The following is a 21,911-nucleotide window of genomic DNA, read 5'->3' on the forward strand; positions in this document are numbered from 1 at the left end:
CTGCTCGCGCTAGCCATCCGGCCACGGCGCTACCGCGATCAGGATCGCCTGCGCCAGACCTCCCCCACCAGCCGACCACGCTCCGCGCCAGGCCCCTGCGCCAGAATCAGCAGGGCCGCACGCTTGTGGGAAAAATCGAAAGGTCGCTGGCAGTGCAGGCAACGCTCCTGCTGATCGCCCGCCTCCCCCGCGGCTTCAACGAGCAGCGGCTCATGGTCCAGGTACAACGAATGCACCAGCGCCGATAACCAACCGGCCATCCACTCGTCGCGCTGCCCGGCCTGCCCGCGCAGGGCTTGCAGCACGTCGCCGCCTCCCTGGGGCAGCGGCGCGACCCGCCCATGGACGACAGCGCCGGTTGCGCCGTCGTCCAGGCGCAAGGCTGGCGGGCCGACGGGGTCGGCGGCGCAACGGCAGGTATCGGCAATGGCCACAGCGGACAGCGGATCGAAAGAAGGCATGGCACGGGCTCGCGTCATCATCGGCGTTCAACCAAGTGACGTGGGCCGCGCAGAGAAATTTAGGCCGCCCGCAAGCGGACGGGCCGAGGAGGTCAGTGAGTGGCGGGAGGCATGACCACGATGCGGTAGGGATCGAAGATCTTCAGCAATTCGCCGTTGTTGCGCAGGCGTTCCAGCAGATGGGCGAAGTCTTCGCTGCCGATCGAGGCGTTGGGGCGAATCAGCGCGTAGTGATGGTAGACCTGGTCGATCCGCTCGGAGGGCAGCAACTGCTGCGCAGTGTCGGCATTGTGCGAGAGGAATTCGCTCAGGTAGGAACGGGTGATCAAGGCGATATCGGCACGCCCGCGCAGCACCATCAACAGGTTGCTGTCGTGGGAATACGTGAGGGTCGCGTTGTAGGTATCGGCCAGGTATTTAGGGTCGGCGTTGAAGTTGGCGAACGCGTAGTGGTAACCGCTGAACAGGGCCAGGCGCTTGCCCTTGAGGTCGGCGAAATACTCTTGGCCGCGGCCGGGCTCGCGCTGGGCGACGAAGATTTCCGCATCCTCCAGGCCCATGTCGACGCTGGTGTGGGGAATGTTCTGCCAGCCCCAGGCCGGGTTCTCGAAAATCGCCATGTCGATGCGACCTTGCTCGAAATCGCGGAAACGCCGGGGAATCGAAGTGGGCACCAACACGAATTGATAGTCGCTTTGCAGGGCGTTCAAGGCTTCCACCAGTTGCGGCAGCAAACCGGTGTCGGCGCCCTGCTCGGGACGCACGGTATAGGGCGGAAAATGCGCCGCCCCCACTCGCACCAGCTGCGCGGCACCAACCGGAGAAACCGCCAGGACGGCCAGGGCCAACACCAGCATTCGCAAAGCCATCCGCATTGGCGACCACATCAAGACAACTCACCTCAAGAAAAAGTACAGGGCAGTGCCGTTAAAGCTAGGCGGTTTCCCTCGCTTCGACAACTTTCCGCTGAATAATTAATTACTTGCGAAATGCCTACGGTTCCTTGAGGACCAGGGTCAGCGCCTCCTCGGCCAGTTGTTCGAGGGTCATGCTGCCTTCGGCGCGAAACCAGGTGGTGGTCCAGGACAGGGCCCCGGTGAGAAAACGCCGGGTAATGAATACATCGCCCTTGATAAAGCCGGCCTCCTTGGCCTCGCCCAGCACGTGCAGCCAGATCCGCTCATAGATGTCGCGCAGCGCCAGGACGTCGATCTGCGCCGGCTCCGACAACGAACGCCACTCGTAGACCAGCACCGCCATGGCCTCGCCGCTGCCGCCCATGATCGACTGCAATTCGCAGCGAATCAGCGCCAGCACGCGCTCGCGCACGCTGCCCGCCTCAGCCAGCTCGGCGCGCATCAGGGCGGTGTTGTAGTGGATGGTTTCCTCCATCACCGCGCGCAGGATGTCGTCCTTGCTCTTGAAGTGATGAAAGATGCTGCCCGACTGGATGCCCACCGCGCCGGCCAGGTCGCGCACCGTGGTGCGTTCGTAGCCTTTGTTGCGAAACAGGTGGGCCGCGGTTTGCAGTAGTTTGCCGCGGGCGCTGTCCGGATCGGTCAGCTGCCCGCTGGCGACCAGCTCACGCATCACCCGCAAGGCTTTTTGCTCATCCACGGCTTCTCTCCTACATTCGCTCGATCGGCATACGGCGCAGCCCTCTGAAACAGGGAGGTTGCGCGCGCAATTTAAGCCCGCGGGGACGACCAAGCAAGCGCTCGGGAGTAAGATATTTCCGACATTTACAAACCAAGCGCTTGCTTGGTAGTCTCGCCCACAGTTCTTTCGTCGCGTCGTTCACCGCCTCTTTCCAAGAGCGCCCCTGAAGAGAGCCCGTCATGACCAAGACCCTTCGCATCGGCTGTGCCAGCGCCTTCTGGGGCGACACCTCGAGCGCCGCCGCGCAACTGGTGCAAGGTGGCCGGCTGGACTACCTGGTGTTCGACTACCTGGCCGAGATCACCATGTCGATCATGGCTGGAGCGCGGATGAAGGACGCCAATGCCGGCTACGCCACGGATTTTGTCGAAGTACTGGCCCCACTGCTGGGCGAGATCGCCCGCCAGGGCATCCGGGTCGTCAGCAATGCCGGCGGGGTCAACCCGCAGGCCTGCGCCGCGGCGCTGCAAGCGGCGTGCGACCAGGCCGGGGTCGGCTTGAAGATCGCCGTGCTGCTGGGCGACGACCTGCAACCGCAGTTCAAGCGACTGAGCGCCGCCGGCCTGCATGAAATGTTCACCGGGGCGCCGCTGCCGCCCGTGTGCGTCTCCACCAACGCCTACTTGGGCGCCCCCGGGATAGTCGCGGCCCTGCAACGCGGCGCGGACATCGTCATCACCGGCCGCGTGGTCGACAGCGCGGTGGTCAGCGCCGCCCTGGTGCACGAGCTCGGCTGGTCCTGGCACGACTACGACAAGCTGGCCCAGGCCGCCCTCGCCGGGCACATCATCGAATGCGGCGCGCAGTGCACCGGCGGTAACTTCACCGACTGGCGCGACGTGCCGGACTACGAGCACATCGGCTTTCCCATTGTCGAAGTCGGCGCCGACGGCCGCTTCGTCGTCAGCAAGCCCGAAGGCTCCGGCGGGCTGGTCACGCCGCTGACCGTCGGCGAACAACTGCTGTACGAGATCGGCGACCCGCGGGCCTACCTGCTGCCCGACGTGGTCTGCGACTTCAGCCAGGTCACGCTGCGCCAGCAGGGCCAGAACGCGGTCAGCGTGCACGGTGCCAAGGGCCTGCCGCCGCCCGCCCAGTACAAGGTCAGCGCCACCTACCCGGACGGTTTCCGCTGTACGGCAAGCTGCCTGATCGCCGGTATCGACGCAGTGGCCAAGGCGCACCGGGTGAGCCAGGCGATCGTCGCCAAGACTGCGCAGATGTTCGCCCAGCGCGGCTGGGCGCCCTACAGCGAAGTCAACGTCGAACTGCTCGGCAGCGAAGCCACCTACGGCCCCCACGGCCAGCGCCAGGACAGCCGTGAAGTGGTGATCAAGCTCGCCGTGCGCCATCCGGACAAACGCGCGCTGTTGCTGTTTTCCCGGGAGATCGCCCAGGCCGCCACGGGCATGGCCCCAGGGCTGACCGGTATCGTCGGCGGCCGGCCGACGGTGTATCCGCTGATCCGCCTGTTCTCGTTCCTGATCGACAAAAGCGCCTGCACCCTGGAGGTCGAGATGGCCGGCCAGCGCCAGCAGGTCGAATTGCCCGAACTCGACGGCCTCGACTCCAGCGCCCTGCCCGCCCCCCACACGCTGGCCGCGCCGAGCGGCCGCGCCGACGCCAGCGTCGCCCTGGTCAAGCTGGCGGTGGCGCGCTCCGGCGACAAGGGCAACCACAGCAATATCGGGGTCATGGCCCGTTCGCCCGACTACCTGCCATGGATCGCCGAAGCGCTGACGCCCGAGGTCGTGGTGGACTGGATGAGCCATGTGCTCGACCCCGTGCACGGCCGCGTGCAGCGCTGGTACCTGCCGGGCAGCCACAGCCTGAATTTCCTGCTGGAGAACGCCCTGGGTGGCGGCGGCGTCGCCAGCCTGCGAATCGACCCGCAAGGCAAGGCCTTCGCCCAGCAGTTGCTGGAGATCCAGATCCCGGTGCCGCAGAGCATCGCCGACGCGGTCAGTTAAAGGAGACTTAACGTGGGCTACGACTCGATTTTCAAACCCGGCCTGTTCGCCGGCCAGACCCTGATCGTCACCGGCGGCGGCAGCGGTATCGGGCGCTGTACCGCCCATGAACTGGCGGCCCTGGGCGCCCATGTACTGCTGGTGGGGCGCAAGCTGGACAAGCTTGAGAAGGTCGCCGCCGAGATCGCCGAGGACGGCGGCCGGGCCAGCGGGTACGCCTGCGACATTCGCGACGAGGACGCGGTCAAGGCGCTGGTCGGCCAGTGGGTCCGCGAACACGGGCCGCTGCATGGCCTGGTCAACAATGCCGGCGGGCAATACCCCGCGCCGCTGGCCTCGATCAACCAGAAGGGTTTCGAAACCGTGCTGCGCACCAACCTGGTGGGCGGTTTTCTCATGGCCCGGGAAGTCTTCAACCAGTCCATGAGCAAGCACGGCGGCAGCATCGTCAACATGCTCGCCGACATGTGGGGCGGCATGCCCGGCATGGGCCACTCGGGCGCGGCGCGTTCGGGGATGGACAACTTCACCAAGACCGCCGCCTTCGAGTGGGGGCATGCCGGCGTGCGGGTCAACGCCGTGGCGCCGGGCTGGATCGCTTCCAGCGGCATGGACACCTACGAAGGCGCGTTCAAGGCGGTGATCCCGACCCTGCGCGAGCACGTGCCGCTCAAGCGCATCGGCACCGAATCGGAAGTCAGCGCGGCCATCGTCTTCCTGCTCAGCCCGGCGGCGGCCTTCGTCAGCGGCAGCACCTTGCGCATCGACGGCGCCGCCAGCCTCGGCAGCCGCGCCTGGCCACTGCACAAGGCTGCCCATAGCGAGTCCTACAACGGCTTCCACCGCGCCTACCTGCCCGACGTGCTGAAGGCCGATTCACTCAAGGACGGGGAGTAACCCATGCCGGTCATCCACTCCCAGCTCGACTCCCACAGCCCGGCGTTCCTGCAGAACCGCGACGCGCTGTTGGCCGGCATCGCGCAGATCCGCCAACTGGAGCAGAACCTGCTGGCCAAGGCCGCCGAGGCCAAGGCGAAATTCGACAAGCGCGGGCAACTGCTGCCGCGCGAGCGCCTCAACCTGCTGCTGGACCCCGGCGCGCCCTTTCTCGAACTGGCGGGCCTGGCCGGCTACAAGCTGCACGACGACAAGGACGGCAGCCAGGCCGGCGGTGGGCTGATCGCCGGCATCGGTTACGTCAGCGGCGTGCGGGTGCTGGTGGTGGCCAACAACAGCGCGATCAAGGGCGGCACCATTTCCCCCAGCGGCCTGAAAAAATCCCTGCGCCTGCAACAGATCGCCATGGAAAACAAACTGCCGGTGGTGACCCTGGCCGAGAGCGGCGGCGCCAACCTCAATTACGCGGCGGAGATTTTCGTCGAGGGCGCGCGCAGCTTCGCCAACCAGGCGCGCATGTCGGCCATGGGCCTGCCGCAAGTCACCGTGGTGCACGGTTCGGCCACCGCCGGCGGCGCCTACCAGCCGGGGCTCTCGGATTACGTGGTGGTGGTGCGCGGCAAGGCCAAGCTGTTTCTCGCCGGGCCGCCGCTGCTCAAGGCCGCCACCGGCGAGGTGGCCACGGACGAAGAACTGGGCGGCGCCGAGATGCATGCCCAGGTGGCCGGGACCGCGGAATACCTGGCGGAAAACGACGGCGACGGCGTGCGCATCGCCCGGGAAATTCTCGCCAGCCTGCCATGGAATGCCCGGCTGGCGCCGCAACCCGCGCGCGCCTACGCCGAACCGCTCTACCCGATCGACGAGCTGCTGGGGCTGATTCCCGACGATCCGAAAAAACCCTATGACGCCCGGGAAATTGTCGCGCGCATCGCCGACGGCTCGAACTTCCTCGAGTTCAAGGGCGAGTTCGACCAGCAGACCCTGTGCGGCCACCTGCATATCCAAGGGCGCGCCTGCGGTTTTATCGGCAACAACGGGCCGATCACGCCGAAAGGCGCGAGCAAGGCCGCGCAATTCATCCAGCTGTGCGACCAGAGCGGCACGCCGCTGCTGTTTTTCCACAACACCACCGGTTTCATGGTCGGCACCGAAGCGGAACAACACGGGGTGATCAAGCACGGCTCCAAGCTGATCCAGGCCGTGGCCAATGCCCGGGTGCCGAAACTGACTATCGTGGTCGGCGGCTCCTACGGCGCCGGCAACTATGCGATGTGCGGCCGCGGCCTGGACCCGCGCTTCATCTTCGCCTGGCCCAACAGCCGCACCGCGGTGATGGGCGGCGCCCAGGCCGGCAAGGTGCTGCGCATCGTCACCGAGGCCAAGCATGCCAAGCAGGGCCAGGCGGCCGACCCGCAGATGCTGGATATGCTGGAACAGGTCACCGCGCAGAAACTCGACAGCCAGTCCACGGCCTTGTACGGCAGCGCCAACCTGTGGGACGACGGGCTGATCGACCCGCGGGATACCCGGACGGTGCTGGGCTATCTATTGGATATCTGCCACGAGGCCGAGCTGCGCCAGCTACAACCCAACAGCTTCGGCGTCGCACGGTTTTGATGTAGCCGCTACCGAAGGCTGCGATTAAGAGGGCCTCAAGAGCACGTCCCCTTCGGGGCCGATCGCAGCCTGCGGCAGCGGCTACAGGGATCGAGTAGCCCCCGGGGGGCCAGCAGTGAAATCCGGAAATTGTGTCACCCAATTTGAGGAGAACAATAAAAATGATCTTCACCCAGGAACATGAGGAACTGCGGCGCACGGTGCGCAACTTCGTCGAGCGCGAGATCAACCCGCACGTCGACGAATGGGAAAAGGCCGGGCGCTTTCCAATCCACGAGATTTTCCGCAAGGCCGGCGAGCTGGGGCTGCTGGGCATCTCCAAGCCGGAGAAATTCGGCGGCATGGGCCTGGACTACAGCTATTCGATCGTCGCCGCCGAAGAGTTCGGCACCATCCATTGCGGCGGCATCCCGATGTCCATCGGCGTGCAGACCGACATGTGCACCCCAGCCCTGGCGCGCTTCGGCTCCGACGAGTTGCGCGATGAGTTCCTGCGGCCCGCCATCACGGGGGAAATGGTCGGCTGCATCGGCGTCTCCGAAGTCGGCGCCGGCTCCGACGTGGCCGGGCTCAAGACCACCGCGCGCAAGGACGGCGACGACTATGTGATCGACGGCAGCAAGATGTGGATCACCAACTCCCCCAGCGCCGACTTCATTTGCCTCTTGGCCAACACCTCGGACGACAAGCCCCACGTCAACAAGTCGCTGATCATGGTGCCGATGAACAGCCCCGGCATCAGCCTCAGCCCGCACCTGGACAAGCTCGGCATGCGCAGCTCGGAAACCGCCCAGGTGTTCTTCGACAACGTGCGCGTGCCCCAGCGTTATCGCATCGGCCATGAAGGCGCCGGTTTCATGATGCAGATGCTGCAATTCCAGGAAGAGCGGCTGTTCGGCGCGGCCAACATGATCAAGGGCCTGGAGTATTGCGTCGACAGCACCATCGAATACTGCAAGGAACGCAAGACCTTCGGTAGCGCGCTGATCGACAACCAAGTGATCCACTTCCGCCTGGCCGAGCTTTCGACCGAGATCGAATGCCTGCGGGCCCTGGTGTACCAGGCTACCGAACAGTACGTGCGCGGCCAGGACGTGACCCGCCTGGCGTCCATGGCCAAGCTCAAGGCCGGGCGCCTGGGCCGCGAAGTCAGCGACAGTTGCCTGCAATACTGGGGCGGCATGGGCTTCATGTGGGACAACCCCGTGGCCCGGGCCTACCGCGACGTGCGCCTGGTGTCGATCGGCGGCGGCGCCGACGAAATCATGCTGGGCATCATCTGCAAACTGATGGGCATCCTGCCGGGGAAACGCAAATGAATGCCCTGCCCGCCTGCGAAACCCTGCTGCTCGCGCCCCAGGGCGGCGTCTTGCATATCACCTTGAATCGCCCGGACAGCCGCAATGCCATGAGCCTGCAAATGGTCGCCGAACTGCGCGCGGTGCTGGCGGCGGTGCGCGACGACCGCGACATTCGCGCCCTGGTCCTGAGCGGCGCCGGCGGGCACTTCTGCGCCGGCGGCGACCTCAAGGACATGGCCAACGCCCGCGCCCATGGCGCCGTGGCCTACCGCGAATTGAACCGGGTCTTCGGCGAGTTGCTCGAAGAAGCCCAGCACATCCCGCAAGTGCTGATCGCGATGTTGCAAGGCGCGGTGCTGGGCGGCGGCTTCGGCCTGGCCTGCGTCAGCGATATCGCCATCGCCGACCCACAGGCGCAGTTCGGCCTGCCGGAAACCAGCCTCGGCCTGCTGCCGGCGCAAATCGCCCCGTTCGTGGTCAAGCGCATCGGCCTGACCCAGGCCCGCCGCCTGGCCTTGACCGCCGCGCGCTTCGACGGCCACGAAGCCGGGCGCCTGGGCCTGGTGCATTTTGTCGAAAACGGTCCGCAGGCCCAGGCCGAGCGCCTCGAAGAGGTGCTGGCCCACGTGCTGTGCTGCGCCCCCGAAGCCAATGCGGCGACCAAGGCGCTGCTGCTGGCCAGCGATGAAGAGCCGCTGGCGCCCCTGCTCGATCGTGCGGCGCAACAGTTCGGCGCCGCCGTCACCGGCGCGGAAGGCATCGAAGGCACCATGGCCTTTGTGCAAAAACGCAAACCGGCGTGGGCGTCATGATTAGCCTCTTTGTAGGAGCGAGCTTGCTCACGATAAATCCGCCCAGCCACCACCGATCTCAGGAAGCGTTCCCATGCCCGCCTTCAGCAAGATCCTGATCGCCAACCGCGGCGAAATCGCTTGCCGTATCCAGCGTACCGCCCAGGCCCTGGGGTATCGCACCGTGGCGGTGTTCAGCGATGCCGACGCCGATGCGCTACACGTGCGGATGGCCGACGAGGCGGTGCATATCGGCCCGGCGCCGGTGCAGCAGTCCTATTTGAATATCCCGGCGATCCTCGACGCGGCCCGGCGCACCGGCGCCGATGCGCTGCATCCCGGCTACGGTTTTCTGTCGGAGAACGCCGGGTTCGCCAGCGCCTGCGAGGCCGCCGGCATCACCTTTATCGGCCCCGGCGCCGAGGCCATCGAGCTGATGGGCAGCAAGCGCCTGTCCAAGCTGGCGATGCTCACGGCGGGCGTACCCTGCATCGCCGGTTACCAGGGCGCGGAACAAGACGACGCCACGCTGCACCGCGAAGCCGAACGCATCGGCTACCCGCTGATGATCAAGGCCAGCGCCGGCGGCGGCGGACGCGGCATGCGCCTGGTACACCAGGCCGACGAACTGCCGGCCCAACTGCGCACCGCGCGCTCGGAAGCCTTGCATGCCTTTGGCAGCGACGAGCTGATTCTGGAACAGGCGCTGCTCGCCCCGCGGCATGTGGAGATCCAGGTATTCGGCGACCGCCACGGGCAGTTGATCTACCTCGGCGAGCGCGACTGTTCGATCCAGCGCCGCCATCAGAAAGTCATCGAAGAAGCGCCCTGCCCGGTGATGACCGCCGAGCTGCGCCAAGCCATGGGCGAAGCGGCGCTCAAGGCGTGCCGGGCGGTGAACTACGTGGGTGCCGGTACCGTGGAGTTTCTCCTCGATGCGCGCGGGCAGTTCTACTTTCTGGAAATGAACACCCGGCTGCAGGTCGAACACCCAGTGACCGAAATGATCACCGGGCTGGACCTGGTGGCCCTGCAACTGCAAGTGGCCGCCGGGCAGCCGTTGCCCTTGCGCCAGGAACAGGTCGAACTCAAGGGGCATGCCATCGAAGTGCGCCTGTACGCCGAAGACCCGGCGCAAGGCTTCCTGCCGCAAACCGGCCAGGTACGGCGCTGGGAACCGGCGTCGGGCACGGATGTGCGTATCGATCACGGTCTGCTGGAAGGCCAGCCCATCAGCCCGTTCTACGACCCGATGCTGGGCAAGCTGATCGCCCATGGCGCCACCCGTGAAGAGGCGCGTCGCAAGCTGTTGCGCGCGGTCGAAGACACGGTGCTGACGGGCGTGGCGAGCAACCAGCGGCTGCTGGCGAACCTGCTGCGCCATCCCGGGTTTGCCGGCGGCGAATTCAGCACCGCTTTTATCGCCGAACATTTCGCCGACGACCCGAGCCTGCGCCCGCAACCGCCGAGCAGCACCGAACTGGCCCTGGCCGCGGCGCTGTTTTATCAACAGGCCGCCCGCGGCCATGGCACGGCGTTGGCCGGTTGGCGCAACAATGCCAACGTGCCGCTGCGCTATCGCCTGGGCACCCATGAAAGCGCCTGGGATCTTGAGGTGAATCCCCAGGACAGCAAGACGCTGCGGATCCAACACGCCGACCACTCCTTCGAGGTCCAGCTGCTGGCAGCGAACGGCCGCTGGGCCAGCGTCACTATCGACGGCATCCGCCGCCGCTACGCCTATGACCTGGAGGCCGGGCAACTCTGGCTCTTTACCGGCCCGGGCAACGTGCACCTGCACGACCTGAGCCACGCGCCGGCCGCCAGCCAGGCCGGTGCCCGGGACGGCACGCTCAAGGCGCCCATGGATGGGGCCATCGTCGACGTGCTGGTCAGCGAGGGCGCGACCGTCAGCAAGGGGCAATTGCTGCTGGTGCTGGAGGCCATGAAGATGGAGCACCCGCTGAAGGCCGGGATCGATGGCGTGATCAAACGCCTGCAGGTCAACCTGGGCGATCAGGTGAAAAACCGCCAGGTGCTGCTGGAGGTGGAATAAGCCGCTAGGCGGATACGCCGGGTTTGGCTACGCTCAAGCCTCATCGGGATGTTGAAGCTGGAGCCTGTGATGCCCCACTGGTTGGTAATTGATCTGGAAGCCACCACGGATGAAGGAGGCTGGCCGGTGACCGATATGGAAATCATCGAGATCGGCGCCACCCTGGTGAACCGCGAAGGGCGCGAGATGGACCATTTCCAACGCTTCGTGCGGCCGCTGCGGCGGCCGATGCTGACCCCCTTCTGTCGTGAACTGACCCACATCACCCAAGCCCAGATCGACGGCGCGCAGCCGTTGAGCGAAGTCTGGCCGCTGTTCGAGCGCTGGCTGGGCCAGCATCAGGCGCGCCTGGAGGGCTGGGCCAGTTGGGGCGACTACGATCGCAAGCAATTGCTGCAGGAATGGCAACGCGCGCAGTTGCACAGCCTCCTTGCCCAACTGCCGCACATGAACCTCAAACAACGCTTCGCCAAGGCGCGCCGCCTCGAACGGCCGTTGGGCCTGAACGGAGCCTTGCAGCTCGCCGGGCTGCAGTTCAGCGGCCAGCAGCATCGTGCCCTGGAGGACGCCCGCAATACGGCGCGTTTATTGCCTCTGATTCTTCCCGGCTGATCCTTGAGCGCGACAGGTGACGCACCTTTAGGCCTTGTGCATACTGGCCGGCCTTTTTGACCCCTTTTTGAGGAATCGCCCATGTTTAAAGTCAACGAGTACTTCGACGGCACCGTCAAGTCGATTGCCTTCGGCACGGCCGAAGGTCCCGCCACTATCGGCGTCATGGCCCCGGGCGAATACGAGTTTGGTACGGCTCAACGGGAAATCATGCACGTGGTTTCCGGCGCCCTGACCGTCAAGCTGCCCGACAGCAGCGACTGGGAAACCTTTGCCGCCGGCAGCCAGTTCAACGTCCCGGCCAACAGCAAGTTCCAGCTGAAAGTCGCTGTCGACACCGCCTACCTGTGCGAATACCGCGGTTGATCCAAGCCTTTTCGGGCTGATCCTCGGCAATAAAAAATGCCCGTATCCTGCGATACGGGCATTTTTCGTGAGGCCTGCGTTATTCCAGCACGGTGACCGGCATGCCGACTTCCAGCCGGCCATTGCCATCGTTCACCAGGTTCTGCCCGAACATCGCCCCGTCCTCTTGCGCCCGGTACTGCTGCAACGTGGCCAGCGGCTCTCGGTCGGCACTGCGCTCGCCGGTCTTCGGGTCGATGGTGGTGAGAATGCAGCGCGAGCAGGGCTTGACCACCCGGAACTCGATATCGCCGATGCGGATGCGTTTCCAGCCGTCCTCGGCAAACGCCGGGCTGCCTTCGATCACCAGGTTGGGTCGAAAGCGCAGCATCTCCAGCGGCCGACCGACGCGACCGGACAAGTCGTCCAGGGAAGACTCGCCAATCAGCAGCAGCGGAAAACCGTCGGCAAAAGCCACTTGATCGTCGTCCCTGCCGTAACCGGCCTGGGTGGTGCGCGCGCGGTCCACGGGGATCTGTACCAGGCGAGTCGGCTTGCCGATGAAGTCGCTCAGCCAGGCCTGGGCTTCGGCACCGGCGTCCGGCACGCGCAGGGTATCGCGCCAGATCGTCACGCCGCGCAACTCGGCGTCCGCACCGGGCAAAGGAACGTCGAGGGACGAATGGCCAGGAGCGCTGAGGGTCAACCCGCCTTCGGCGTTCCAAAGCGCCGAGAGCTGGCTCATTTGCGGGACCGCGCGCTGGGTCAGGAAACGTCCGCTGGGTTCATCGACCAGCATCCAGCGCCGATCCCCCTCCAGCCCCAGCCTGTCCAGCGCAACCTGTTGCAGGGGCTCGCCCTTGCCGGATTTCAAGGGGTATCGATAAAGCGCGCTGAGACGCATGGCCAGCTCCCTGGAGGCAAAAAAGCAACCTTATACGAGCCGGCCCGCGAATCAAAGAAACACCTGTCGTACAGGCCAGGTTCCTGTCAGACAGGAATCTCGTCCAGCATCAGACGCTGACGCACCACGTCGACCAGCTTGTCCGGCTGGAATTTGGACAGGAAGTTGTCGCACCCGACCTTCTTCACCATCGACTCGTTGAAGCTGCCGGACAGCGAGGTATGCAGCACCACGTAAAGGCCGCGCAGACGGGGGTCGTTGCGGATCTCGGTGGTCAGGCGGTAGCCGTCCATTTCCGGCATCTCCGCGTCCGTGAACACCATCAACAGCTTCTCGGTCATGTCGAGCCCGCTGTCGGCCCAGGCCTTGAGCATCTTCAGGCCTTTCAGGCCGTCGCTGGCAATGTGCATCTTCACGCCCAACTGCCCCAGGGTGTCGCGCAATTGCGACAGCGCCACGTTGGAGTCGTCCACCAATAGCACTTCACGGCCGCGAGCCCGTTCGAGCACCGGATCGGCGAGTTTGTCGCGTGACACCTTGGCGTTGTACGGAACAATTTCGGCGAGGACTTTTTCCACGTCGATGATCTCGACCAACTGATCGTCGACCTTGCTGATCGCCGTCAGGTAATGCTGGCGGCCGGCGCTGGTCGGCGGCGGCAGGATGGCTTCCCAGTTCATGTTGACGATGCGGTCGACGCCACCCACCAGGAACGCCTGCACCGAGCGGTTGTACTCGGTGACGATAATGGTGCTGTTGGGGCCCGGCACCAGCGGCCGCATGCCGATCGCCTGGGACAGGTCGATGACCGGCAGGGTCTGCCCCCGCAGATTGACCACGCCACAAACGAACGGGTGGCGCTGGGGCATCAGCGTCAACTTCGGCAATTGCAGGACTTCCTGCACCTTGAACACGTTGATTGCGAACAACTGTCGCCCGGCCAGACGAAACATGAGGATTTCCAGGCGATTCTCACCCACTAGCTGGGTGCGTTGGTCTACCGTGTCGAGAATGCCGGCCATGTAATGACTCCTGGGCTTGTTCTGATGAATTCACTAACGAGGGTTATCGGCGGAATTCGCCGAACCTTGACCCGCATACAAAATGCCATGCAAAGGCATTGATGTCACATTAACATCATGCTTTACTGGCCTCGCCATTTCATCTGTTCAGCTTCCCCGTCCGCGACCGTAATTTCAGTGTTGGGTTCCCCTATATAAGGGATTCCCCTATCAACAATCAGGACCAACCTGATATTCGCAATATCCAATAGCCATTAATGTGACGCCATTCTCATTGCATGAATGGAGTCAGGCTTTTGTTTGTGATCGCAGGAAGATGGCCTGGTGCCCTTTCGAGCCCTCCCGCCTCCGCTGTCCAAGCGTTGCTGCCGATATTCCGTAGCCGGCTCAATACCGACCGCAGCTCCAGCACTTTTTGGAAACCCGGGTTAAACACATACCTGCGGTCTTCGTCCGTTAAGAACCAATCAGATTTGTCCTATATCCCACGGCTTAACCGTCGTAATACCTTACAGCCGCTCACAAAACGCACCATTCCATCATCTGACGTGGCGTCGTGGAGACAAGCATGCTGATCGACGATAAAGAGTGGCATCCGTCACCTGACTTTCTGCTTGAGGCAGAAGCACTGCTGGCCAAGTCAGTGGAATGCCTGAACCATCTCAACCTGATCAAGAACGATCGGGATGCCATCGATTGCATGTTGTCCACGCTGCTCAAATTGGCCGAGAAAACCGACACGCTGGCGCTGCGCAGCACCGCCGAATTCTCCCGCCAGGTTCACGCATTGCTGGATTACTCCCACGCTCATCCGGACATGAACCAGCAGATCCTCGACACGCTCGGCGATTGCTTCACCCTGATGGCCTGGCAACTCGAACTGGTCGACCCCGTGACCGGCCAACTGAACCTCGACGACAACGAACAAGTCACGCTCATCGAATCCCTCGCCGTGCAGATCGACCCTCTGTCCGCCCCCCTGCCCTGCCAACAACAGCCGTCCAACGTCTTTTCAATCGCCAAGAGAAACGCATAAACGCTCCCTCATTAGTCTTTAACTTCGGACATTAGTTTTGCTGACGCTTTGATCAGCATCATGTCGTTATTCACGATTTCATGCCTGTTAACGACAAACCAACTAGCACAACTAAGTATGCCGACATCAACTGTCCGCCATGTCGCCTGCTCGTTAGCTCGAGGCGCAATATAGCGACTGTTTCAACCTGGCCAATTAAAAACAAGAAACCTGAACATAGGTCCCAACGGTCAATATTCCTGACCGACTGGACATATATAGAGGCGCGACCAACGGTAGCGGAAGTGATACTATGCCGAGCATTAGACAGCGTACTTAATGGCACAGTGACTCCAGAGCAATCCTGTTACACACCGAATCAGTGCAAGGCTTGCTCCCAACGGCATAGATCGCGTTAATTGAAGCCACCTATTCAAACAATACCGTTTTTCAAACCGGGGCCCGTCAGTTGCCTTGACCGGTCTCCCCGCAGCGAACACTCATTGGCTCCATCCGCTATGTACGCCAGCCTCAAGTCATCCGCCACCTGGCTTCTTTCTCGGAAAAACCTGCGCTGGCTCAGCCTTTTGTTGTGCTCATGCGCGGCGCTTGCAAGCCTGGCGGTCTATTGCCTGTCGAACACCTTTCCCCTGAGCCTGTTGATCCTGCACCTGCTGGCATTGGCCAGTGTCTGGGCCTATTACGCTGCCTCGCGTAAATCGATCAAGCTGCAACCCCATGAACTGGCGGACCGATTGCTGCAAGTACAAGAGAACGAGCGCCATCGTCTCAGTCGTGAACTGCACGACGATATCGGTCAGTTGCTCACCGCCGCCAAGTTGCAAAGCGACTGGTTGAAGCGCCGCCTACCCGAAGACCTGCAAGCGCATTGCACGACACTGCATGGCACCCTGGAAGAAACCCTGACCAAGGTCCGCGACGTCTCGGCCATTCTCAATCCGCGCCAACTGGCCAGCCTTGGCCTGGAGGCCAGCCTGCGGGCCCACTTGCTGAAAACCCTGGAAAACACCTCGGTGCACTGGAGCCTGGAATGCCGGCAAGGGCTGGCGGGCATCCCCGAGGAGATGGCGGTGGCGGCCTTTCGCATCACCCAGGAAGCCGTCACCAACATGCTGCGTCACGCCCAGGCGGTGAATCTGCTAGTACGGTTGCAGCGCATGCCCGAGGGGCTTTCGTTGTTTATCAGCGATGATGGCCGCGGTTTTTCCCCCGCCGCCAATCCGGGCGAACAAGGACAGCGCGGCATGGCAGGCATGGCGGAGCGAATTGCCCAACTGGGCGGCACCCTGAAGGTCTCCAGCCAGCCCGACCAGGGCACACAAATCGAAGCTCTCTTCCCCTGGGCTCCTCGCGCACTCGAACGGGCCAGCACGAATAAGGTTTTACATTGACCTGCAACTTACTTCTGGTGGATGACCACTCGCTCATCAGGGCTGGCGTGCGTGCCCTGGTCATGGACATTCCCGGCTATGCCGTGATCGGCGAAGCCAACGATGGCGCGCAGTTGCTGGAAATGGTCGAAAGTCTGTTTCCAGACATCATCCTGCTGGATATTTCCATGAAGAACATCGGTGGCCTCGAAGCCCTGAAGCGGCTCAAGGCTGTCCGCCCGCACTGCAAAGTGCTGATCCTCTCGATGCATACCGATCCGGCGCTGATCATGCAGGCCCTGGAGTCCGGGGCCCACGGTTATCTGCTCAAGGACACCACCGCCAACGAACTCGAGCATGCGCTCGACGCCTTGCGCAACAACGAGCGCTACCTCAGCCCGGCCATTGCCCACACCGTAATCAACCAGGCGCTGATCCGCGTACAGAAGCCGCATCCGGAGCCGGTTGAAACCCATAATCTGACTGCTCGCCAACTGGAGATCCTGCGTCTGATCGTGCGTGGCAAATCAACCCGCGAAATCGCTCACGGGCTGGGCCTGAGTATCAAGACCGTGGAAACCCATCGTTCGCAAATCATGAAGCGCCTGCAGATCTATGACGTGGCCGGCTTGGTCCTGTTTGCCGTTCGCGAACAGATCATCAGCCTCGACGACTAAGGTGCCGAGCCTCCCAGCAATGGGGAGTCCTCCGGCAAGTGAACCCGCAACGCCCCCGCGAGTGCGCGAAAACGCAGGTTTTCGCCTTGTAGCGGTTCGCCGTCGAGATTGATGTCCAACCCTTCGGACACCTTGATTTCAACCCAGGGCAGTCGAGTACGCACAAACAGGTTGTCGATCCCCCAGCCTCCGGCCAACAAATCCTTCAAGGTGCCTACCAGCTCCTGAGGGGCCGGCAGAATACTGATGTCCAGCATCCCGTCGTCGGCCAGGGCCTCAGGACACAGCAGGTGGCCGCCGCCGGCCTGACGCCCGTTGCCGATTCCCAGCGCCAGCAGTTCGCCGCGCCAATGGAAATCCGGCCCCTGCAGCTCGCCGTAGGCCGCATGCAGCTCGCTGAAGCGGGACAACCCCGTAAACAGGTACGCGGCGCCCCCCAGAATCTTTTTCAGGTCCTCAGAGGTATTGGCGGTCACCTGGCTGCCGAACCCGCCCGTGGCCATGTTCAGAAATACCTGACCACCGACTTCGCCCAGGTCGATTGCCTGCGCCGGCACATCGAGCAGGCTCAACGCCTCCTGAGGCGACAAGGGCACACCCGCCGCCCGGGCAAAATCGTTGGCCGTTCCCAGCGGCAGCAACACCAGGCTGGCATCGTTGGCCTGCGCCGCCATGGCCTCGGCAATATCCCGCAAGGTGCCGTCGCCGCCCCCCGCGATCAAACGGGTATGCCCCGCCGCCAGCGCCTCGTCCACCAGACGCCGGGCATCGCCCGCCTCCCAGGTCAGGCGAACCGCCAGCTCCCACCCCTCTTCACGCTTACGCTCGACAGCGGCGCGGACCTCGTCGTTGAGGGCCTGCTTGCCGTGCAGTATCAGCATCGCCTTGCGTTCGCTCATCGTTCATCACTCCTGTTATCAGAGGGTCGTTGCAGAATGTTGACCCTCACCGGACGAGAAAAAGTCCGGCGCGCCACGATCAATTTGCCCTCGCAGGGCCGACTGTGGGCTGGTCGGTAACTTTTCTGACCGCAGATTGAGAATCACCTGAATTGACCCGAAACAGACAATCGGGGAATGTTCATCGCAGGCGAACAACGCCTTGAACAGGGAGCGAAACACCATGGATGACAAGAAATGCTTTGAACGTTCGAACGCCGCACTCAATCGGCTTGAGGGAAGCATCCTGCTCAACGCGGGCAAGCACCCGGAACTGAGTGCTCATCAAGGGCATACTCATGATCGCGAGCCACAGCCCGACAGCCGCTTGCATGGCTGGCTCAAAAAACTGGGGTGGGCATTGGCCTATGCCGGGTTTGTATCGGCCCTGCTGTCCTGGGGGCTGAACAGCCGTTTTGGCTTGCTGATCCTTTTACTGCTGCGTTGATGGACAGGGCCTCGGAGGATGGACCCGGCCGTTGCCGACCAGGTTCGCCTCCCCTGGAGTCAACCCAGGACTTCGCTCAATGGAATGAAGTTGACCCAGTCGCCTTCAACCAGCGTGCGATCCTCCAGCACCTCGACCAGGCCTTCTGCCCAGGCGGCACTGCGCAGGACACCGGAGCTCTGATTGCGATAGATAATGGCCTTGCCCTGCTCCAGGCGACCACGCAGGTACTCTCGCCGATTCCCGGGCTTCGGCCAGGCGAACCCGGCAGGAACCTGGAACTGCAAAGGCTGCAACTCCTTTACCCCCTGGCGCCGCAAAATATACGGCCGAGCCAGCAAGGCAAAAGTCACCAGTGTGGAAGCCGGGTTACCGGGCAAGCCGATGACTGGCACACCGCGAAAATGTCCGAAGGTCAGCGGTTTGCCTGGCTTGATCGCCAGCTTCCAGAGGGCCAGCTCACCCTCTTCCCTCAAGGCGACCCCCAGGAAGTCCGCCTCGCCCACCGACACACCGCCTGTGGAGAGGATCAGGTCCACATCCGCCAGTTCGGCAAGGCGTTGCCGGGTCATGGGCAGGTCGTCCGGCAGGATGCCGCCATCGACCACCTCGCAGCCCAGGCGCTGCAACCAGCTGCACAGCAGCACGCGGTTGCTGTTGTAGATCTGCCCGGGACCGAGTGCTTGCCCGGGCTCTATCAGTTCGTCGCCGGTGGAGAGCACGGCAACGCGCACCCGGCGCACGACATCCAGCTCCGCGCGGCCCAGCGAAGCCGCCAGCCCCAGTTCGATCGGCCCCAGTTGCGTACCAGCTACCAGCACACATTCGCCAACCGTGGTTTCCTGGCCTTGCGGACGAATATTCTGCCCGGCGCTGAGAGGCTCGGTAAAAGACACTCGCTCGTCAGCCTGGACGTGCGTGTTTTCCTGCATTTCCACGCAGTCCGCCCCTGCTGGAACCGGCGCGCCGGTAAAGATGCGGGCACAGGTGCCTGGCGCCAATGGCTCGGGCGCTTGCCCGGCGAAGATGCGCTGACTGACGACGAGGGGCTCGCCCGTCCAATCCGCGACGCGCAAGGCATAACCGTCCATGGCGCTATTGGGCCAAGGCGGAAGATCCAGGGTCGAAACCAGGTCCGCGGCCAATACCCGACCTTGGGCAGCCGCCAGCGACAGGCGCTCGCGTTCAAGGATGGGAGCAGCCCCGGCCATCTCCAGCAAACGGCCCAGCGCAACCTCGACCGGCATCAGGGCACCGGTCTTGCCTGGCTTACCCACGGGTTTCACACGCCTCGGCCTGCTTCAGATGAGCGACGAAATTGCACGGGCGGTGCCGCGAATCCAATTGCTCGGCCAGGATACCGTCCCAACCGGTCCGCACTGCGTTGGTCGAGCCCGGCAGACAGCACACCAGCGTGCCGTTGGACAAGCCGGCCAGGGCCCGGGACTGTACGGTGGAGGTGCCGATGTCGGCCACCGAGATCTGGCGGAACAACTCGCCAAAACCGTCGACCTGTTTGTCGAGCAGGCACGACACGGCTTCCGGGGTGCTGTCACGGCCGGTGAAACCGGTGCCGCCGGTGATCAGTACCACCTGGACCAGATCGTCGGCGATCCAGGTCGCCACCTGTGCACGAATCTTGTAGAGATCGTCCTTGAGCAGGACTCGCGCGGCCAGGTGATGGCCGGCTGCGCTCAGACGGTCGACGAAGACCTGGCCGGACGTATCGGTCTCCAGGGTCCGGGTATCACTGACAGTCAGCACCGCAATGTTCAAAGGTGCGAAAGGTACATCAGCCTTGGCTTTCATCGGCTCGATCCAGTTGTAGGAGAAACAGCCCGGTGTTATATCACAGCACTCTCTTTGACCGCCCCTGTGGAGACGTACCGTGACCTCGCACACCGATTTGCCCCCTTGCTCCATTCTGCTCCTGGCCGGCGGACGCGGCCAACGCATGGGCGGAAGGGACAAAGGGCTGATCGAGTGGCAAGGCCAGCCATTGATCGCCCACCTGCATCGGCTGACCCGCGACCTGAGCGATGACCTGATCATTTCCTGCAACCGTAATCGGGAACAATACGCCCCTTACGCCGACCAGTTGGTACAGGACGAAAGTACCGATTTCCCGGGACCGCTGGCCGGCATCCGCGCCGGCCTTGCCGCAGCCCGGCATAGCCATCTGCTGGTATTGCCCTGCGACGTGCCGCGCCTCGATAGCCAACTGCTCGACGCCATGCGCCAGGCCTCTCGCCAGCACCCGGACAAACCGCTGATGCTGCGCCATGGCGAGCACTGGGAACCGTTGCTGTGCATCATTCCGCGCGCCTTGCTCGGTGCCTTCGAGGATGCCTGGCAGAACGGTGAGCGCAGCCCGGGACGTATCATGCGCGGGCTGGGCGCCCAGGCCCTGCAATGCCCGGCCGACGATCCCCGATTGGCTAACCTGAATACGCCAGAGCTGTTAAGCCAGCACCATGGCGTGTCAGAATGCCCCTAATTCAAGGAACTTGCAGGCGTGGCATACGTCTCAAGAACAGCAATTAAAAGTATTCATCTCGGAGACACACAATGATTCAGCGGACTCTCGCCCCTCTCATGCTTGCACTGGGCCTTGCCACTCTCGCCGGCTGCGCATCGCCTACTGTGATCACCCTGAATGACGGTCGCGAAATCCAGGCCGTCGATACCCCAAAATATGATCGCGACTCCGGTTTCTACGAGTTCGAACAACTGGACGGCAAACAGACTCGCATCAACAAGGATCAGGTCCGTACCGTCAAAGAGCTGTAAGCCATAGCGTTACAGCCTTGAATGCATAAAGCCCGCTTTCGCGGGCTTTATCGTTTCTGGAGGCGGCCACAGGTTGCCGGGATTACCACTGCAAGGTGATCCGACTCTCGAACTCACGCTCTTCCCCTGTCAGCGGATCGCTGAAACGCAACCCCTGGGCCAGCAGCTTGAGGGGATTGGCGTAATCGTCCTCGGCATCCTTGAGCACCTCGGGATAAAACGGGTCGTTACAGATCGCCGCCCCCAATGCACTCATGTGCACGCGCAACTGGTGCTTTTTACCGGTCACCGGATACAGCCCATAACGCCAGAGCCCGCCGTTTTTTTCCCGAACGTCCAGCGCCGTTTCCGTGTTGCTGGTACCGGGCCCTTCCTGCATGCGGAAAAAGGGTTCGCCATCGACCAGACGGCTTTTATGCACGCGCGGAAACTCAAGATCAGGCAGGGCCGGCGCAATGGCTTCGTAGCGTTTGTCGATCCTGCGCGTCGGAAACAGCGACTGATACGCCGAACGGCTGTGGGGATTGGCCGAAAACAGCACCAGGCCCGCCGTATGCCGGTCGATGCGATGCAAAGGCACCAAGTGCGGGTTGTCCAGGCGGCGGATCAGGCGCCGCAGCAGGGTTTGCTCGACATACTCACCCGCTGGGGTCACCGGCAGGAAGTGCGGTTTGTCCGCTACCACCAGGTGCTCGTCGGCGTAGAGGATCGACTCCTGCACCGGGATGATCTTTTCGTCGGGCACTTCGCGGAAATAATGGATGCGCAGGCCTTCGCGATACGCCAGGTCGATATCGATCGGCTGTCCCTGGGCGTCGAGCACTCGCCCGCGAGCGATCCGGCTCAGCCACTGCTCACGGCTGATGGTACTGAAGTGTTCGCACAGACAGTCCAGCACGGTGGGCCATGAACCGGGGGGCAGATACAGGGTACTGGCCTGCTGCTGTGCGGCGGAAAAAGGTACGGAGGACATACAAAAGCTCAAGCGGACAATGCAGAGCGGCATTATCCAAC

General features: G+C 63.3%; 23 protein-coding genes. 14 read left to right on the forward strand and 9 right to left on the reverse strand.

Annotation, left to right across the window (positions count from 1 at the left end; genetic code table 11):
* Positions 1-38 precede the first annotated feature (38 nt).
* From BTN82_RS20355 to BTN82_RS20365, 3 genes are all read right to left on the reverse strand, one after another.
* Positions 39-461, reverse strand: a complete 423-nt coding sequence (locus BTN82_RS20355) for a pyoverdine biosynthesis protein (RefSeq protein WP_075120909.1) — start codon at positions 459-461, stop codon at positions 39-41.
* A 92-nt stretch (positions 462-553) separates the two neighbouring features.
* Positions 554-1,348: a substrate-binding periplasmic protein gene (locus BTN82_RS20360; protein ID WP_075120910.1), complete on the reverse strand. Its 795-nt coding sequence runs from the start codon at positions 1,346-1,348 to the stop codon at positions 554-556.
* A gap of 106 nt (positions 1,349-1,454) precedes the next feature.
* Positions 1,455-2,078 (reverse strand): TetR/AcrR family transcriptional regulator, encoded by a 624-nt coding sequence (locus BTN82_RS20365; protein WP_075120911.1) that lies wholly within the window; start codon positions 2,076-2,078, stop codon positions 1,455-1,457.
* Between the two features lie 221 nt (positions 2,079-2,299).
* On the opposite strand from BTN82_RS20365, the gene BTN82_RS20370 reads away from it, so the two are divergent.
* The 8 genes from BTN82_RS20370 (at position 2,300) to BTN82_RS20405 (ending at position 11,733) form a co-directional block, all read left to right on the forward strand.
* Entirely contained in the window at positions 2,300-4,090 is a 1,791-nt protein-coding gene (locus BTN82_RS20370; RefSeq protein WP_075120912.1) for an acyclic terpene utilization AtuA family protein, read from the forward strand.
* Between the two features lie 12 nt (positions 4,091-4,102).
* On the forward strand, positions 4,103-4,987 hold the full coding sequence (locus tag BTN82_RS20375) for an SDR family oxidoreductase (protein WP_075120913.1): 885 nt from the start codon (positions 4,103-4,105) through the stop codon (positions 4,985-4,987).
* A 3-nt stretch (positions 4,988-4,990) separates the two neighbouring features.
* Positions 4,991-6,607 (forward strand): geranyl-CoA carboxylase subunit beta, encoded by a 1,617-nt coding sequence (atuC, locus tag BTN82_RS20380; protein ID WP_075120914.1) that lies wholly within the window; start codon positions 4,991-4,993, stop codon positions 6,605-6,607.
* Between the two features lie 161 nt (positions 6,608-6,768).
* Complete coding sequence (gene atuD / locus BTN82_RS20385) at positions 6,769-7,926, forward strand: citronellyl-CoA dehydrogenase (protein ID WP_075120915.1); 1,158 nt, start codon at positions 6,769-6,771, stop codon at positions 7,924-7,926.
* On the forward strand, positions 7,923-8,720 hold the full coding sequence (locus tag BTN82_RS20390; RefSeq protein WP_075120916.1) for an enoyl-CoA hydratase/isomerase family protein: 798 nt from the start codon (positions 7,923-7,925) through the stop codon (positions 8,718-8,720). The genes atuD and BTN82_RS20390 overlap by 4 nt, the downstream gene beginning before the upstream one ends.
* Positions 8,721-8,793: 73 nt before the next feature.
* Complete coding sequence (locus tag BTN82_RS20395; RefSeq protein ID WP_075120917.1) at positions 8,794-10,755, forward strand: acetyl/propionyl/methylcrotonyl-CoA carboxylase subunit alpha; 1,962 nt, start codon at positions 8,794-8,796, stop codon at positions 10,753-10,755.
* A 69-nt stretch (positions 10,756-10,824) separates the two neighbouring features.
* Positions 10,825-11,367: an exonuclease domain-containing protein gene (locus BTN82_RS20400; RefSeq protein WP_075120918.1), complete on the forward strand. Its 543-nt coding sequence runs from the start codon at positions 10,825-10,827 to the stop codon at positions 11,365-11,367.
* Positions 11,368-11,448: 81 nt separating this feature from the next.
* Positions 11,449-11,733 carry a pyrimidine/purine nucleoside phosphorylase gene (locus BTN82_RS20405; RefSeq protein ID WP_003226701.1) on the forward strand — a complete coding sequence of 95 codons (285 nt, stop codon included), beginning with the start codon at positions 11,449-11,451 and terminating at the stop codon, positions 11,731-11,733.
* Between the two features lie 79 nt (positions 11,734-11,812).
* Here the strand turns inward: BTN82_RS20405 and BTN82_RS20410 are convergent, their stop codons facing one another.
* Positions 11,813-12,616 (reverse strand): MOSC domain-containing protein, encoded by an 804-nt coding sequence (locus BTN82_RS20410; protein ID WP_075120919.1) that lies wholly within the window; start codon positions 12,614-12,616, stop codon positions 11,813-11,815.
* Between the two features lie 86 nt (positions 12,617-12,702).
* Positions 12,703-13,638, reverse strand: coding sequence for a chemotaxis protein CheV (locus BTN82_RS20415; protein WP_075120920.1), 936 nt, complete (start codon positions 13,636-13,638; stop codon positions 12,703-12,705).
* Between the two features lie 568 nt (positions 13,639-14,206).
* Between BTN82_RS20415 and BTN82_RS20420 the strand changes: the two genes are divergently transcribed.
* The 3 genes from BTN82_RS20420 (at position 14,207) to BTN82_RS20430 (ending at position 16,721) form a co-directional block, all read left to right on the forward strand.
* On the forward strand, positions 14,207-14,674 hold the full coding sequence (locus tag BTN82_RS20420) for a hypothetical protein (protein WP_075120921.1): 468 nt from the start codon (positions 14,207-14,209) through the stop codon (positions 14,672-14,674).
* A gap of 497 nt (positions 14,675-15,171) precedes the next feature.
* On the forward strand, positions 15,172-16,065 hold the full coding sequence (locus tag BTN82_RS20425) for a sensor histidine kinase (protein ID WP_075120922.1): 894 nt from the start codon (positions 15,172-15,174) through the stop codon (positions 16,063-16,065).
* Positions 16,062-16,721: a response regulator transcription factor gene (locus tag BTN82_RS20430; protein WP_075120923.1), complete on the forward strand. Its 660-nt coding sequence runs from the start codon at positions 16,062-16,064 to the stop codon at positions 16,719-16,721. The genes BTN82_RS20425 and BTN82_RS20430 overlap by 4 nt, the downstream gene beginning before the upstream one ends.
* Here BTN82_RS20430 and yegS read toward each other — a convergent pair.
* Positions 16,718-17,620 (reverse strand): lipid kinase YegS, encoded by a 903-nt coding sequence (gene yegS, locus BTN82_RS20435; RefSeq protein ID WP_075120924.1) that lies wholly within the window; start codon positions 17,618-17,620, stop codon positions 16,718-16,720. The two genes, BTN82_RS20430 and yegS, sit on opposite strands and share 4 nt — an antisense overlap.
* A gap of 223 nt (positions 17,621-17,843) precedes the next feature.
* On the opposite strand from yegS, the gene BTN82_RS20440 reads away from it, so the two are divergent.
* Positions 17,844-18,107, forward strand: coding sequence for a hypothetical protein (locus BTN82_RS20440; RefSeq protein WP_075120925.1), 264 nt, complete (start codon positions 17,844-17,846; stop codon positions 18,105-18,107).
* Between the two features lie 59 nt (positions 18,108-18,166).
* Here BTN82_RS20440 and glp read toward each other — a convergent pair whose 3' ends face one another.
* A complete protein-coding gene (glp, locus tag BTN82_RS20445; RefSeq protein WP_075120926.1) occupies positions 18,167-19,393 on the reverse strand; it encodes a gephyrin-like molybdotransferase Glp in 1,227 nt (408 codons plus the stop codon).
* Complete coding sequence (moaB, locus tag BTN82_RS20450) at positions 19,377-19,916, reverse strand: molybdenum cofactor biosynthesis protein B (protein ID WP_075120927.1); 540 nt, start codon at positions 19,914-19,916, stop codon at positions 19,377-19,379. The genes glp and moaB overlap by 17 nt, the downstream gene beginning before the upstream one ends.
* 79 nt (positions 19,917-19,995) lie before the next feature.
* Here moaB and mobA point away from each other — a divergent pair, with 79 nt between their 5' ends.
* Both mobA and BTN82_RS20460 read left to right on the forward strand, forming a co-directional pair.
* The gene (mobA, locus tag BTN82_RS20455; protein WP_075120928.1) at positions 19,996-20,604 is read left to right on the forward strand and encodes a molybdenum cofactor guanylyltransferase MobA; all 609 of its coding nucleotides are present in this window, start codon (positions 19,996-19,998) and stop codon (positions 20,602-20,604) included.
* Positions 20,605-20,675: 71 nt separating this feature from the next.
* Complete coding sequence (locus BTN82_RS20460) at positions 20,676-20,897, forward strand: YgdI/YgdR family lipoprotein (RefSeq protein ID WP_075120929.1); 222 nt, start codon at positions 20,676-20,678, stop codon at positions 20,895-20,897.
* 82 nt (positions 20,898-20,979) lie between these two features.
* Here BTN82_RS20460 and BTN82_RS20465 read toward each other — a convergent pair whose 3' ends face one another.
* Entirely contained in the window at positions 20,980-21,870 is an 891-nt protein-coding gene (locus BTN82_RS20465) for a pseudouridine synthase (RefSeq protein ID WP_075120930.1), read from the reverse strand.
* Positions 21,871-21,911: the final 41 nt, after the last annotated feature.

This window comes from Pseudomonas chlororaphis (assembly GCF_001921865.1).
GTDB classification, from domain to species: Bacteria; Pseudomonadota; Gammaproteobacteria; order Pseudomonadales; family Pseudomonadaceae; genus Aquipseudomonas; species Aquipseudomonas chlororaphis_D.

Bases quoted from the DNA above. Each gene is read 5' to 3' on its own strand.
- BTN82_RS20355 (WP_075120909.1), bottom strand. From the start codon at position 461: ATGCCTTCTTTCGATCCGCTGTCCGCTGTGGCCATTGCCGATACCTGC.
- BTN82_RS20360 (WP_075120910.1), bottom strand. From the start codon at position 1,348: ATGTGGTCGCCAATGCGGATGGCTTTGCGAATGCTGGTGTTGGCCCTG.
- BTN82_RS20370 (WP_075120912.1), top strand. From the start codon at position 2,300: ATGACCAAGACCCTTCGCATCGGCTGTGCCAGCGCCTTCTGGGGCGAC.
- atuC (WP_075120914.1), top strand. From the start codon at position 4,991: ATGCCGGTCATCCACTCCCAGCTCGACTCCCACAGCCCGGCGTTCCTG.
- atuD (WP_075120915.1), top strand. From the start codon at position 6,769: ATGATCTTCACCCAGGAACATGAGGAACTGCGGCGCACGGTGCGCAAC.
- BTN82_RS20390 (WP_075120916.1), top strand. From the start codon at position 7,923: ATGAATGCCCTGCCCGCCTGCGAAACCCTGCTGCTCGCGCCCCAGGGC.
- BTN82_RS20395 (WP_075120917.1), top strand. From the start codon at position 8,794: ATGCCCGCCTTCAGCAAGATCCTGATCGCCAACCGCGGCGAAATCGCT.
- BTN82_RS20400 (WP_075120918.1), top strand. From the start codon at position 10,825: ATGCCCCACTGGTTGGTAATTGATCTGGAAGCCACCACGGATGAAGGA.
- BTN82_RS20405 (WP_003226701.1), top strand. From the start codon at position 11,449: ATGTTTAAAGTCAACGAGTACTTCGACGGCACCGTCAAGTCGATTGCC.
- BTN82_RS20410 (WP_075120919.1), bottom strand. From the start codon at position 12,616: ATGCGTCTCAGCGCGCTTTATCGATACCCCTTGAAATCCGGCAAGGGC.
- BTN82_RS20415 (WP_075120920.1), bottom strand. From the start codon at position 13,638: ATGGCCGGCATTCTCGACACGGTAGACCAACGCACCCAGCTAGTGGGT.
- BTN82_RS20420 (WP_075120921.1), top strand. From the start codon at position 14,207: ATGCTGATCGACGATAAAGAGTGGCATCCGTCACCTGACTTTCTGCTT.
- BTN82_RS20425 (WP_075120922.1), top strand. From the start codon at position 15,172: ATGTACGCCAGCCTCAAGTCATCCGCCACCTGGCTTCTTTCTCGGAAA.
- yegS (WP_075120924.1), bottom strand. From the start codon at position 17,620: ATGAGCGAACGCAAGGCGATGCTGATACTGCACGGCAAGCAGGCCCTC.
- BTN82_RS20440 (WP_075120925.1), top strand. From the start codon at position 17,844: ATGGATGACAAGAAATGCTTTGAACGTTCGAACGCCGCACTCAATCGG.
- moaB (WP_075120927.1), bottom strand. From the start codon at position 19,916: ATGAAAGCCAAGGCTGATGTACCTTTCGCACCTTTGAACATTGCGGTG.
- BTN82_RS20460 (WP_075120929.1), top strand. From the start codon at position 20,676: ATGATTCAGCGGACTCTCGCCCCTCTCATGCTTGCACTGGGCCTTGCC.
- BTN82_RS20465 (WP_075120930.1), bottom strand. From the start codon at position 21,870: ATGTCCTCCGTACCTTTTTCCGCCGCACAGCAGCAGGCCAGTACCCTG.